Consider the following 12,002-nt stretch of genomic DNA (forward strand, 5'->3'; position numbering starts at 1 on the left):
GCTTGCCGCCCTCCCGCGCGTCTCCGCGGTCAGGCTGCCCTCAGCTGCACTAGCCTGCTGCGACAGGCCAGCGGCGGGGTCCTTTCACCCCCGCTCGGGGTAGTGGCGCCTCGTGGCGCACGAGGGCGTACTTCCAGTCGATCGCCCGCACCGCCATCGCCGCGGCCTGCCGGTCGGTCAGGTCCTCAGTGAACTGCAACACCGTCACCAGCGACAACACCCCCGGCGACAGCCCCGGAGCCCCGCGCACTCCGAATGCCCCCGCGAACGGCTCGTCGGCGAAGACTTCCGCGAGGCGGTCCCGCACCCGTATCGCCAGGCTCCCCTTCGGGAACGCCGCCCGCGCCACCGCCATGGTCTGCTCCGGGATCTCCGGCAGCCCCACCGGCCGCATCGACATCCGTACCGCCTCCACGGCCGCACGACAGAGAAGCGACCTCAGGAACCATCATCGCGGACCCGACCCCACCCCCGCAGCGAATTGCGCAGCAGAGTCGCGGACGTACAGGGCTCCCGGGGTAGTCGCGACCTCCAGGCACTGGCCGCTGTCGCCGCTGCTGTGACTGGACTTGTACCAGCCGAGTGAGGCCATGGCGGCCTCGGTGCCTTCGCGCTGCTCGCCGGTGCTCATGTGCGGGTTCCCCTCGGTTGGATGCTGATGACGTCCCGGGACGCGGCCCTCGGTGCGCGTGCCTTCGATAGCGGGCCGTCGTGGCTTCAGTCGCGCAGGTCGCGGAGCATGACGGCGTACAGGGGTGAGTCGGCGAAGGGCCGGCGTTCGCCCACCTTGCGGTATTGCCATGTCTCGTAGAGGGCTTGGACGCGGGGGTGGGTGGTGTCCACCAGGAGGACCGCGAGGGCCTCGTCCCTGGCTGTGAGCAGGGCTTCGTGGAGGCGTTGAGCTATGCCTGTCTTGCGCCACTTGGTGCGGATCATGAGTTCGGAGACGGCGAATGTGCTGCTCGGTTCGGGTGTTGTATCGAGGCTCTCGCGCCACCATTCGCGGCCTGGTTTCGAGGGGGCGCCGTAGGCGAATCCGACGGGTTGGTCTCCGTCGTGGGCGATGACGCAGGCGAACTCGGGGTTGCCGCCCCAGTGGTCGACGAACCATTCGAAGCGTTGGTTGAACTCGTCGTCCATCTGGTCGGCGTAGGCGTCGGCGTGGATGTCCAGGAGGGTCTGACGGATGTTGGCGAGGTCGTGGTGGCCGTGGCGGGTCAGACGGACGTCGCTCATGCGGTGCGGCTCCATTCGGTGCGGTGGCGATCGGCCCACTCGCGGGCCTCGGTCGTGGACGGTGCGGTGCTGATCAGGTCCCGGTGGAAGTCACCGAGCAGGGTCCGCATGCGGCCGGGCAGGGGTGCGCCCTGCATCAGCCGGAACGCGTCCTCGGTGGTGGCGCAGGCCTGCCCGATGTCGCCTTGGTGGAGTTGGGCGAGGGCGAGTCGGGAGGTGGCCAGGGCTCGGTTTCGGCGGAACGGCACGGGGAGCACGGACAGGGCCCGGTGGGACGCGGCTTCGGATTCGGCCGCGTCGCCGAGTCGGTCGCGGACGATCGCGGTCAGGGCGTGGAGTTCGGCGGGCCCGTAGAAGGCGATCCAGCTGGGGCGCGCTTCGTCGCGGGCCTTGGCGAGGGCCTCGCCGGCTTGACCGATGGAGCGGAGCGCGGGTTGCCGGGCACGGCGGTTGGCGTGGCCGACGGCGGTGCGGGCGTGGGCGAGGGACGCGTAGAGGGGGTCTCGGCGGCTTGCGGTGGTGCTCTGCGCGGCCTGGGCGGCGGCGACGGCGTCGGTGTGGCGGCCGCGCTGGTGGGCGAGCATCGCGGTCGAGTTCCACACCCGCATCGCGGCTTCTGGGTCCTTGGCCAGGCCGGCGAGTTGCAGGGCGACTTTGAGATGTTCCTCCGCCTGGTCGAGCCGGCGGGCGTCGATGCACGACCACGCCGCGGTCGCGGTGTAGTTCGCGGCGAGGGAGAACAACCGAAGGCGTACGCGGTCGGTCGCGCCGCGTTGTTGCAGGGCGAGCGCGTCCCGCGCCCCGGCCAGAGCTGTCCGCTCCAGAGTGGTGCTGCCGCCCTGGGCGTCGTCCGCGGCCATCAGGGTGTCCAGCCCGTTCCGCAGGCGGATCACGTCGGCGCTGCCGACGCTGTGGCGGGCGCCGGCGAGGGGGGCCGCCGCGGCGGCGATCCCGGTGATGAGGGTGCGGCGCAGCATGGGCGTCTCCTGGTCGTGCTCGGCCTCGGCGCGGTGGTGGCCTCGGGGCACGAACCCTAGATCGCGGGCGGGTACACCCGTGACGGTTTCCAGGGCCCGGCGTAACCGGGCCTGCGGCCAACGGTTCTCGCCGGACAGCCACCGGAACACGGTGCGTTCCCCGGTCGTCCCCTGCCGGCCGATGATCTCGGCGAGCGCGTTGTTGACCCGTTGTGCCAACTCCTCGGCGGTCATCTCGTGTTCGTGCATCCACTCGGCGAGCGCTGTGTTCCTCCGGCGTGCCATGACCGTCACGGTAGGGGCAGCGGCTACGGGCCGTCAGCTAAAGCAATGGTCAATTCGTCAGTACCGCTGCGCGCGACCGGCTGCCGGTTCGTCATGTTCGACAGGGCCGGGCGGCGCGTTACTGGTGGGACAGATCCGACGCCACCCCGATGGAGGCCTGACCATGATCGACTGCCGACCCCCGGCCCCCCACGGACCCGACACGACGCGCGCCCGACACGCACGGAGCACCCCGACCGCAGGCGGCCACGCGGCGGGAGACCGGCAATGGGCGTGAGCACGGACCCTCGCCTCGGCCTCGGACTCGGCCACCAGGACCACCCGCTCCTCGGGCGGCAGGTCAGGGACACCGCATCGGGCACCGTGGGCAAGCTGATGGCCGTGGTCGTCGAAGAAGTCCCCACCCACAGAGGGCCTCGCCGCGTGCGGCTCGCCTACCTTCGGCGCGACGGCGGCGGTCGCGAGCTCGCGACCGCCGTGGGCAACATCGAGCGCTTCGACGGCGTCCCGGGCGAACCCGGCAAGAGAACCGCCTGACTCACCCCACCTCCGACGCACCTGCGCCCGGCACCTGTCCCACAGGTGCCGGGCGCCTTCACGTGCTGTCGAGACGATCAGACCTTCGGTGACGTGGTGAAGACGTATCGGACGGGGGCTTTGCCGTCGTTCTTCCAATCGAGCTCGACCACCACGGAGGTCACGGCCTGGCCGGCGCCGTGGCCGGTCGTGAACGCGGGGGTGGTCACCGATCCGTCGCGGGCCCGGTCGAGGCGGTCGCGCAGGTCGGTCCACCGCGTCACGCCGGCCGCACGGCCGCCGGGTCGCTTCCCGGTCACGCTCACTCCGGTGCCGGGGGTGTTGAAGATGCCTCCGGGGGTGAAGACGCTCGCGGGCAGGTCCCAGGACACCTTGGCCCAGTGGCTGACGCGGCCGCCGGAGCGCTTCGCGCAGGCCTTCACGGTGAACTTCCAGTTGTCGGGCCAGGGGCCGCTGTAGGTGGGGGTGTCGATGCTCTTCGAACTCGTCTTGCACGCCTCGGCGGCCTGCGCCGGCGCTGACATCCCCAGCGCGGCGACCGCGGTCACCGTCACCGCGCCCGTGACCCTGTACCTCGCCTTGGACCTGGTCCCGCGCATCGAATCGACCTCCCGTGATCGTCTGCCGTGACAACGACCGGCGACCGGAAGGGTCATTCACACGACATACGCCGGGGACGCGGAGACGGCCGCGGGTCGAGCCGGCCCGTCGAATCCGGCGCGCGGCGCGGTGACGGGCAGGCTGGTTGATTCAGGGTGTGCGGGGCGGGCGGGCCACCGGTTCGCCTTCGCGCCGGTTGGGGCAGGACCTCTCATGCACGATGACCCCGCCCTCGGGGCCGCCGATCGAAAGGGCCTCGGCTCCACACTGTCGGCAGGTGGGCGGCCGCTCCTCGCCTCCGCCGGTGGGCGGTGTCGCGGGCGCTGTCATGACGCGGGCCTCGGGGGGCAGGCCCATACCTCGGTGTCGATGCTGTGCACTCCTTGTCGGCCGGAGACCTTCCCGCGCGAGACGGCTCCGGCGGTGAGCTTCTTTCCGCAGGCGACGCAGGCCCGGCCCATGGCGACATTCCAGGGCAGGCCCTGGGCCGGGGGCAGGGGAGTGTCCGCGCATTGCAGCGTCGTCGTGGTCACGGGCCACCCTCCCACGGGCGTCGGGTTGTGGCGTACGCGGCAGTCCGCGCACGTGTACGTCGGTTGGTCGGGGCCGGAGTTCGTCGCGCCCCAACAGGCCACCAGTTCGGTGGTGGTCGGGCCGTCGTGCCACTGGCACCACCCGCCATCGGGCCGGTGCGGCCATTGTCCCTCCACGACCTGGAGTTCCCGTGATGTCGGCTTCACCGCGGAATCGTTCCCGCCCGCTCGCGAAGTGACGCGCGCACCCGGTGTCGTATCCCTGGCGGCCGTTCGTGTTCCCGCCGTCGTGGATCCGTCCTGACCTGCCGTGCCGTCACCATGGGGTCAGCCTCCGGCGACTGTCCACATCGCGCGATACCCGAACGGTAATCTCACCGTGGGATGGATCCCATCCCGTTCGCGGATGACGGGCAGACCTCTCTGTGACAAGCAGCCTCTTACCGATCACCCTCGCGGACCGGGCGTGGGAACACCCCGAGGTTCGCGAGGCGCTGCGCGCCCGCGATATCGGCGCCGTGTTCCGCCACGTCCAGCGCTACAGCGGGGCCAGCCAATCCCGGATCGCCACCGCGGTCGGCATGACGCAGGCCCGCGTGAACGAGATCATCAACGGCCGCCGCGCGGTCTCCCGCCTGGACGTCTACGAGCGGATCGCCGAAGGTCTCACGATGCCCGACGACACCCGACACCTCCTCGGCCTGGCCGCCGGCCGTGAACAACGCACCGGAAACGCCGCGTTCGACCTGGCGGCCTTCCCGGAGGTCGTGCGCGTCTATTCCGCGCAGGCCTCCGCCCGCGAGGAGATCCAACAGCGCACCCGTACGGCGAAGGAGCTCGACATCCTCGCCGTGCGCGGCCTGGGATTGATTGGCCTCAACGACTCGATGCTGCGCTCCCATCTCACCCGCCCCGACGGCCGGCTGCGGGTGCGGGTGCTGCTGCTGGATCCGGAGGGCCCGGCGTTGGTGCGGCGGGCGGCGGAGATCGGCGAGTCCGTCGAGTCGCTGGCCTCCGGCGTCCGCCTGGCCGAAGCCCGTCTTCGGGAACTTTCGACGGTCTGCGACATCGAGGTCTACCGGTACGCGATGCTGCCCACCTGGCGCGTGATCCGAACGGACGACTGCATGTTCGTCGGCGCTTTTGACGCCGGCTGGGAGGGGCACGAGTCGGCGACGTACAAGGTGATGGAAACACCGCACGGACCCCTGTACCGGGGGTTTCGGCGGATGGTCGAGGCGATGGTGACCGACGCGGTGCGCACGGTCTGAGAACGCGGGAAGGGGGGACGGGCACGTGATCGAGGCGGAGTTGAAAGCTCGCGTCGAGACGCCGGAAGAAATGGTTCGGCGTTTGGAGGAGCGGGCGAGCGGCAGGGCGGAGGTGTACGTGGACACCTACTACGACACCCCCACCCACGCCCTGGACGAGCGCGGCGAGGAACTGCGGGTACGGACCGTGCACGGCACGGACGAGACCCGCAGCGTGCTGACGTACAAGGGGGCCGCGGTCGATGAGGAGTCCGGTTCGAAGCCGGAGCACGAAACCCGGGTCGAAGACGTGGACGCGGTGCACGCGATGCTGCGCGGGCTGGGCTACGTCCCCCTGATCGCCTTCGAGAAACACTGTCGGAACTACGACTTCGACGCCCGGGGCCGCAGGATGCTCGCGACCCTCGTGCGGGTCCCGGAGATCGAGGGCACGTTCCTGGAGCTGGAGACCCTCGCGGCCCTGGACGACATGGCCGCGGCCCTGGACGACGTCCGCGCGGTCCTGGACGAACTCGGCATCACACCCGAGGACCTGACCCGAGAGCTCTACACCGACGCCGTCCGCACCGCGCAACGCACGACCTGACCTTCCGGGGCGTGCTCGTCGGGCGTCGGGGTGGTGCGCGAGAGCCGGCCGACGTCGCCGCGCGGGCGCGGTGGCTGTGCCCGTGGGCTGGGGAGGTGGTGGCCGGGCCCGCCTGGTTACCAGGCCAAGGGGGCGGGCCCCGCCTGAACCCCGCAGAAAGGGGTCACGGCACGGCCAAGCTACTGCCGGCGCACACCGTTCCGCAGGCCGTCCCCCAAGAGAGAGTTCAGCCGGCCGCCCCAGATACACGCTGGGGCGGCTTCGGGTCCCTGCTGTGCCGACGGGGCTCGGCCGGTGTGTTTGTTCCGTGCCCGACCGGGTGGGGTGATCGTTAGGCTGGGCGCCCGGACTATGACGGTGGGGGTGCGGTGGATTACAACCCGTATGCGGTGAAGCCGGTGGAGAGGCGGACCGCGCCGGTCTGGACGGTGCTTGACGATCACCTGCTCCACAGTGTCCACGTGGTGCACGACCTGATGCGGGGCCGGCTCTCCGAGCGGGCCCCGGTACCGACGATGGCGCCCCTCGTGCCCGGGGAACTGTCCCTGGCAGTCGGCCCGGCCTCCCGCCACACCTGGCGCGCGCTGGGCAACGGAAGCTACCGACGCGACAACACGGTCGCCTTCGGATCCCCGGCCTTCGTGCTCATCACCCTGGCAGCCTCCGCCCTGGGCAACGCCAACCGCAAGAGCCAGGCACGGGCCGACGCCCAAGCGCGATGGGTCACCGATGGCCAGGGCATGCTGACCGTCACCAACCGGCGCGCCTTCCTCGGACAGGCGCGCGGCTACCTGGACCTGAATTGGTCGGGCCTGACCTCGGTGGACCTGGCGGGCCCGGACGTGTTCCAGTGCTCGTTCCACGACACCCACACCGGCGGCTACAAAACCGTGCAGCTCCACACTCCATGGGCGTCACTGATATTTGCGCTGGCCGCGCACTCCACCTTCCCGGCCCACCCGCGGTTGACCTCCGGCGGATGGCTTCCCCCTGACTTCGAGGCACGATGTGCCGCGGTCGGCGCGCACTGCCCCGCCGTGCGGTGACACGACAGCGCGCCGCGCACGGGTCTACCAGTCGAGTTCGAGGCGTAGTTGTAACAGGCGGGCGAGGGCGAATTCGACCTGGGCCAGGTCGGGCTTGTTCAGGTGATCGACGGGTTCCCCGATCACGTATCGGGTGTCGATGGTGCGGACCTGGTCGGTGAGGGCGAGGGTGTCACGGTCGGCGATGTGCAGGCGGGGCCGGAAGAGGGCATCCTGCGCGCTGGTGGACGTGGGGATGATCACCACGGTCGACCACGACTCGGGGTTCTGGCTGAGGACGATGCCGTACCGCCTGCCACGCTGCTCGTGACCGCGCTTCGCGTCACCGAGATCGACGCGGTAGACGGACCCCCGGATCACCTTTTGCCCGCCCTACGGGCGGCGACGGCGTGTAGGTGGGCGATCCGCCAGGAAGTGGCGGCGGACGGGAGCGGGCGGGGTCGCGCCTCGCCTCTTGGGTCGGTGAACAAGGCCTGTGTCCCTTGCAGGACCTTCGTGGGGTCAGTCCCCTGCAACAGGGCAGCTGCGCTCAGAACCCCTCGGTCGGCGCCTGCGTCGATACGCGCGGCGACGCGGGGACTGGTCCTCACGTAGTCATGCTGCGAGGTGGCCACGAACGGCGTCGAGTGCATGACTTCGATGCTGTGCGTAGGGGTGACGAGCCCGACGCTGCCCTGCACGTTGGTGATGTAGTACGGGGGGCCATCCAACGTGGAGTCGGCGGCCGTAGACGTCGGGGCCGGGTCTTCAGCCGGCGTGAGGAACGGCCGGCCTTCTCGGGCGGACGGGGGGTGTTGCCGGTCGAGCTGGTCGCCGGGGTGGCTGTCTTCGTCGTAGCCCCAGTCGTCGGGCTCTTCGGACAGGTCCTCGCCGCTGGCGGCGATGCGTTCCATGTCTTGGCGGGCCTGGTCGTCCCACTTCTGTCGGTCGAGCGCGCGCAGGGCTCGGCGTAGGACGTCGGAGGTGTTCTCCTCGGGCCGTTTGTTGGCCTGGATGATTTCGTTGTCGGCCGGTGTGGGCCGGAATCCCACGCTCATGATTCGAGCGTACAACGATTGTCCAACACGGGGGGATCATGCCGCCGGCCTCGACGCCGGGCTGCTCACTGCCCGGTCGGCGGGTACTGCCATGCGGTGCCGGTGCCCGGGGGCAGGGTGGTGAGGCGGCCGTCGACGACGCGCTTCTCGACGGAGGGCTCCCCGCCCGGTGCGGCGACGGCGGCCCGGTGAAGCGCGACGCGTGTGGCGTGGCTGTGGGGGCGCTCCCGCCAGTGGGGGTGTTCGCCGATCCGCACGGCGAGCTGGAACAGCCGCTGGTTGAGCTCGGCCCGCCGCTCGGGGGGCGGCGTGGCGGAGAGCTCGTTATAGACGCGGATGCTCTCCTGTTTCAGCTGGATCAGATCGGTGGGGAAGAGCCAGATTTCGGCCATGTCCTGATTACAACACGAAATCGAACAGGCGTATGATTGGGCCATGGCCGTTGACTACCCCCCTCGTCTCGTTGCGCTGCAAGCGCAGCTGCATCGCGTCCGCTCCCAGCACGCGGAGCTCTGCGCCACGCTGCCGTGGTCGGCGGAACCCATGGAGGGTTGGCAGGCGCGGGATGGTGTCTACTCCCACCGCGGCGACGTCGAGGCCAGCCCCGGCTACACCCCGCAGCAACGGGCACGGAAGGCGGCCTTCGAGCGTCGACTGAGCCGGCTGACCGGCCTGGTGTTGACCGACCGGTTCTGGTCGACGCTGGTACGCGAGGACATCGTCGAGGCGCGGATGGGGCTCAAGCGCGCCCACCTGGTGCAAGGGGCGTAGTCGTGGACCTGGCGGGCGGCCCCGCGTGGCTCCCGCCGGACCTGGAGCGCCTGCGGACGGTGGAGACGCTCCTGTCGGTCCTCCTTGACGAGACCCGGGTCCGGATCGCCGCGGTGGAGGCTGAGGAGCGGGTGCGCGCGGACGCGGCCCGACACCGGCCGCCGGTGGTGGAGTGGGTGATCGAGTACGGGATCGACGCGGCCGGCCGCTCCGTTCTCGTCCACACCGGGGACTGCCCGCTGGTCTCCGGTCGCTCCCGCCCGGCCACGCGCGCGCAGGTGGTCGAGGCGCTGCGGGACTCGATCGCGCGCGCCTGCGCGATCTGCCGGGTGGACTCCGCCCTGGGGCTCCTCGACGTCTGAGACACCAGGGCACCGCGCCCGGGCGGCGGGGTGTTCGGCGGTGAGCCGCGACGCGGCGGGTGTGCCCCCGCTCAGGTGCGTTCGGTGAGCCCGGTCAGGTCCGGGTCGCACAGCTTGCAGGTGCGGTACCGCTTGCCGCCTCGGGTGCCGGTGTGTTCCCCGATCCATGAGGCGGCCTCGTGCCGCGGCAGGGCGGTGTACTGGGTCCAGAACGCGGTGGTGAGGCTGCCGTCGTGGGCGTAGTCGCGCAGGTCACGCCACACGGGCCAGCGAGGGTCATCCCCCGCGTTGACGCTGCGCACCTGATCCTGCACGTACCAGCACGTGACACGGTGCAGGCTGCTGCCGCCGACGCTGACCGGGTACAGGTCCGGCTGTGCGTGACGGGCCTTCTGCTCCACGGCGTGCGCATGGTGCGCCTCGAACTCCGGCTTCTTCGCCTGGCAGGTGTCGCAGTCACCGAAGCACCGGCGTCGTGCCCGTCGCTCGGGGTCGGCCTCCCCGGGGTCGTTTTCGACGGCGATCTCGTGCGCGCGGGCGGCCAGCTGTTCGCGGACGTCGTCCAGGCTCACGACGCCGTCGCGGGCGAGGTCGATCAGTTCGAGGACGGCGGGCAGTTCGACGCTGACGCCCCAGCCGTCGGTCCAGCGGCGTTCGGGCGGGAAGTCCATGCCCCATGTGGTGCGGATGTCGGCGACCTGGTCGCCGGTGCCGAGCGTGACCGTCATCAGTTCCATGTTGGGCAACGCGGGTGTCCTCCGTGCTGGTGCGGGCCGGCGCCCCCCGGAGGAGACCGTAGCGGCCGGCCCGGCCCGGATGGAAACCCTCACACCCGAACCGACCGACCGGGAGCGGTGGAACGCCCGCCCGGCGTTCCGCTCGGAAGTCCGCCCCCGGCGCCGGAACCGGGCTGCGCCGCGACGTCGATTCCCGGCGGTCGAGTGGTGGCCACCCTCGGCCCTTCGGCGCCGGTGTCTAGCCTTCGGGTTGCTCGGCGTCGGCAGGGTCGAGGCTCCGCATGGTCTCGTCGAGTGAGGCCCATGCCTGTGCGGGCATGGCGGCGATCTGCTGCGCCTCGACGTCTCGCACGGTCGTACGTACCCAATTGCGTTCATGTCCGCTCGCTTTGACGATCCGTGTTTGGGCCACTCCGCCGGTGGCGCCGACGTAGACGGACGCGGCGAGGGCGGCGCGGCGCGCCTTGGTTCGGCTGTCTCGGACGCGGACGGTGGCGTGCTGCTTGCCGTGGGACAGGGTGACGATTCCCAGGTAGGCGGTCTGTGCGGCGGCCACGTGCTTCGTCACGGGTTTGCTCCGGCCTTTGTTCACGGCCGGTGTATCAGAGCGCGCCGGCGGTGGTGAGGGCTTGAAGTCGGTGGCGCTCGGGTGGCGGCTGGCGGCCTGGTGGCGGGCGGCGTGATCGTCGAGGATCTCGCTCACGGTGTCTCCTGGCTGGTGCGCGGGCCGGGGTCGGCTCGCGGCGCGTGGTGTGTCGTTCGCGGGTGGTCTCGTGCTCCTACCGCGGGGGCGAGGTCAGTGGTCGGGGTTCGTGGTCAGGGGCCATTCGGTCGGGGGGATGGGGGCGAGGCCGGTGGTGTCGCGGTGGGCTTCGTCGGTTGCGCAGGGGGTGCAGATGGGTTGGGTGCGGTGGGTGTGCAGGCGGGAGTGGGCGGGGCGTTCGCCGATGGGTTGGGCGCAGCGGGGGCAGGGGCGGGCGTGGTGGTCCGTCACTTCTGCTCCTGGTCGCGGGCGGCGAGGAGGATTTTCCGCCAGACGGCGGCGGACGTCCCGGGGTGCTGTTCGTTGAGGCGTCGGGTGTGCTGGATGGCGCTTTCGTCGGGGTGCTTGGCGATGATCTTGCGGGCGGCGGTGAGGCGGGGGTCGTTGGAGTAGGAGGTGCCGTCTCGGGTTCCGGCGGGGCGGCCGGCGCCGGCGCCGCGCAGGGTTTCGGTGGGGGGCCGGGTGTCGGCGTAGGCCTGGGCGGCGTCGCGGTCCCACAGGGGGCCCCAGCGTTCGGCGGCGTTGGCCCACTCGGCGGGTGGGGGGAATCCGGGCGGCGGTACGTCGGCGGCCCTGCTGATCCATCCGTGGTCTTTGAGTCCCAGGATGCGGGCGAAATCGGATCCGCCGATCAGGTTCTGGCGCCGGCGGTCCCATGCCTCGAATTCGTCGGCGTCCCATACGAGGGTCTTGCCTCGGCGCTGGGCGGGCGGGTGGTTGTTGTTGGCGCGGTTGGCCCACAGGCGTTGCAGGGCACGGACGTTGTAGCCGTGGGCGGCCGCGAGTTCCTCGCGGGTGAGCAGTCGGGGTTCGGTGTTCTCGGTCATGGCGGGGGTTTCTCCTGGCGGTGCGGGCGGGGCGGAGCGTGGGCGGGTCAGGGGGTCCAGGTGCGGGTGTCGGTGGTGGTGACGCGGACGGCGAGGGCGATGTCGTCGAGGGTCACGGCGGCGGCCCAGTCGTGGTGTTGGGGGTGGTCGGCGAGGTGCCACAGGGTGTAGGTGCCGGGGGGTTCGGTGTCGGCTACGAGGTAGGGGGTGCGGGGGTCGGCGCCGAGCCGGTTGTCGGGGTGGAGGTGTACGTGGTCGTAGGGCTGTGGAGTGTCGTCGGGGGGAGGGACTACCATGGGTGGTGTCCTTTCTGCGTGCCGTGAGGCTCCGCAGTGTGAAGGGGACTTTGCCCGGCGGCCTTTTGCCCATTGCGCCGCCGGGCGCTTGATTTCGGTCGCGGCCCCCGGGTTCCCCCGGGCCGCGCCCGTTTAGGT

The 12,002-nt window shown here is 71.0% G+C and carries 19 protein-coding genes and 1 pseudogene; 6 read left to right on the forward strand and 14 right to left on the reverse strand.

From position 1 onward, the window contains the following. Positions 1-121: 121 nt before the first annotated feature. The 4 genes and pseudogenes from OTB19_RS39340 to OTB19_RS39355 all read right to left on the reverse strand — a co-directional run. Positions 122-400, reverse strand: a pseudogene (locus OTB19_RS39340) (IS5/IS1182 family transposase); the annotation flags it as partial. 48 nt (positions 401-448) lie between these two features. Then, entirely contained in the window at positions 449-802 is a 354-nt protein-coding gene (locus OTB19_RS43510) for a DUF397 domain-containing protein (RefSeq protein WP_324290585.1), read from the reverse strand. Next, a complete protein-coding gene (locus OTB19_RS39350; RefSeq protein ID WP_267803591.1) occupies positions 718-1,236 on the reverse strand; it encodes a GNAT family N-acetyltransferase in 519 nt (172 codons plus the stop codon). The genes OTB19_RS43510 and OTB19_RS39350 overlap by 85 nt, the downstream gene beginning before the upstream one ends. After that, entirely contained in the window at positions 1,233-2,498 is a 1,266-nt protein-coding gene (locus tag OTB19_RS39355) for an XRE family transcriptional regulator (protein WP_267803592.1), read from the reverse strand. Before OTB19_RS39355 ends, OTB19_RS39350 begins: the two co-directional genes overlap by 4 nt. Before the next feature lie 273 nt (positions 2,499-2,771). Between OTB19_RS39355 and OTB19_RS39360 the strand changes: the two genes are divergently transcribed. Beyond that, positions 2,772-3,035: a hypothetical protein gene (locus OTB19_RS39360; protein ID WP_267803593.1), complete on the forward strand. Its 264-nt coding sequence runs from the start codon at positions 2,772-2,774 to the stop codon at positions 3,033-3,035. A gap of 77 nt (positions 3,036-3,112) precedes the next feature. On the opposite strand, the gene OTB19_RS39365 is transcribed toward OTB19_RS39360, so the two are convergent. Further along, positions 3,113-3,634 (reverse strand): hypothetical protein, encoded by a 522-nt coding sequence (locus OTB19_RS39365; RefSeq protein WP_267803594.1) that lies wholly within the window; start codon positions 3,632-3,634, stop codon positions 3,113-3,115. 327 nt (positions 3,635-3,961) lie between these two features. Further along, complete coding sequence (locus tag OTB19_RS39370) at positions 3,962-4,375, reverse strand: hypothetical protein (protein ID WP_267803595.1); 414 nt, start codon at positions 4,373-4,375, stop codon at positions 3,962-3,964. A 218-nt stretch (positions 4,376-4,593) separates the two neighbouring features. Between OTB19_RS39370 and OTB19_RS39375 the strand changes: the two genes are divergently transcribed. The 3 genes from OTB19_RS39375 (at position 4,594) to OTB19_RS39385 (ending at position 7,071) form a co-directional block, all read left to right on the forward strand. Then, on the forward strand, positions 4,594-5,439 hold the full coding sequence (locus tag OTB19_RS39375) for a helix-turn-helix domain-containing protein (RefSeq protein WP_267803596.1): 846 nt from the start codon (positions 4,594-4,596) through the stop codon (positions 5,437-5,439). Between the two features lie 25 nt (positions 5,440-5,464). Further along, positions 5,465-6,025, forward strand: a complete 561-nt coding sequence (gene cyaB, locus OTB19_RS39380; protein WP_267803597.1) for a class IV adenylate cyclase — start codon at positions 5,465-5,467, stop codon at positions 6,023-6,025. A 368-nt stretch (positions 6,026-6,393) separates the two neighbouring features. Continuing rightward, positions 6,394-7,071: a hypothetical protein gene (locus tag OTB19_RS39385; protein WP_267803598.1), complete on the forward strand. Its 678-nt coding sequence runs from the start codon at positions 6,394-6,396 to the stop codon at positions 7,069-7,071. 24 nt (positions 7,072-7,095) lie between these two features. Here the strand turns inward: OTB19_RS39385 and OTB19_RS39390 are convergent, their stop codons facing one another. The 3 genes from OTB19_RS39390 to OTB19_RS39400 all read right to left on the reverse strand — a co-directional run bounded on the left by OTB19_RS39390 (position 7,096) and on the right by OTB19_RS39400 (position 8,500). After that, a complete protein-coding gene (locus tag OTB19_RS39390) occupies positions 7,096-7,431 on the reverse strand; it encodes a type II toxin-antitoxin system PemK/MazF family toxin (protein ID WP_267803599.1) in 336 nt (111 codons plus the stop codon). After that, positions 7,428-8,108, reverse strand: a complete 681-nt coding sequence (locus OTB19_RS39395) for a hypothetical protein (RefSeq protein ID WP_267803600.1) — start codon at positions 8,106-8,108, stop codon at positions 7,428-7,430. Before OTB19_RS39395 ends, OTB19_RS39390 begins: the two co-directional genes overlap by 4 nt. A 65-nt stretch (positions 8,109-8,173) precedes the next feature. Next, positions 8,174-8,500, reverse strand: a complete 327-nt coding sequence (locus tag OTB19_RS39400; RefSeq protein ID WP_267803601.1) for a hypothetical protein — start codon at positions 8,498-8,500, stop codon at positions 8,174-8,176. Positions 8,501-8,543: 43 nt separating this feature from the next. Here OTB19_RS39400 and OTB19_RS39405 point away from each other — a divergent pair, with 43 nt between their 5' ends. Both OTB19_RS39405 and OTB19_RS39410 read left to right on the forward strand, forming a co-directional pair. Next, positions 8,544-8,879: a hypothetical protein gene (locus OTB19_RS39405; protein WP_267803602.1), complete on the forward strand. Its 336-nt coding sequence runs from the start codon at positions 8,544-8,546 to the stop codon at positions 8,877-8,879. Between the two features lie 2 nt (positions 8,880-8,881). Beyond that, complete coding sequence (locus OTB19_RS39410; protein WP_267803603.1) at positions 8,882-9,241, forward strand: DUF6233 domain-containing protein; 360 nt, start codon at positions 8,882-8,884, stop codon at positions 9,239-9,241. 71 nt (positions 9,242-9,312) lie between these two features. Here the strand turns inward: OTB19_RS39410 and OTB19_RS39415 are convergent, their stop codons facing one another. From OTB19_RS39415 to OTB19_RS39435, 5 genes are all read right to left on the reverse strand, one after another. Continuing rightward, on the reverse strand, positions 9,313-9,969 hold the full coding sequence (locus OTB19_RS39415) for a hypothetical protein (RefSeq protein ID WP_267803604.1): 657 nt from the start codon (positions 9,967-9,969) through the stop codon (positions 9,313-9,315). Between the two features lie 247 nt (positions 9,970-10,216). Next, positions 10,217-10,681 (reverse strand): hypothetical protein, encoded by a 465-nt coding sequence (locus OTB19_RS39420; RefSeq protein WP_267803605.1) that lies wholly within the window; start codon positions 10,679-10,681, stop codon positions 10,217-10,219. Between the two features lie 93 nt (positions 10,682-10,774). Next, positions 10,775-10,972, reverse strand: coding sequence for a hypothetical protein (locus tag OTB19_RS39425; protein ID WP_267803606.1), 198 nt, complete (start codon positions 10,970-10,972; stop codon positions 10,775-10,777). Then, a complete protein-coding gene (locus OTB19_RS39430; RefSeq protein ID WP_267803607.1) occupies positions 10,969-11,568 on the reverse strand; it encodes a hypothetical protein in 600 nt (199 codons plus the stop codon). Before OTB19_RS39430 ends, OTB19_RS39425 begins: the two co-directional genes overlap by 4 nt. A 47-nt stretch (positions 11,569-11,615) precedes the next feature. Then, positions 11,616-11,864, reverse strand: a complete 249-nt coding sequence (locus tag OTB19_RS39435; protein WP_267803608.1) for a DUF6211 family protein — start codon at positions 11,862-11,864, stop codon at positions 11,616-11,618. Positions 11,865-12,002: the final 138 nt, after the last annotated feature.

The organism is Streptomyces sp. H27-H5 (genome assembly GCF_026627505.1).
Classification (GTDB): Bacteria; Actinomycetota; Actinomycetes; order Streptomycetales; family Streptomycetaceae; genus Streptomyces.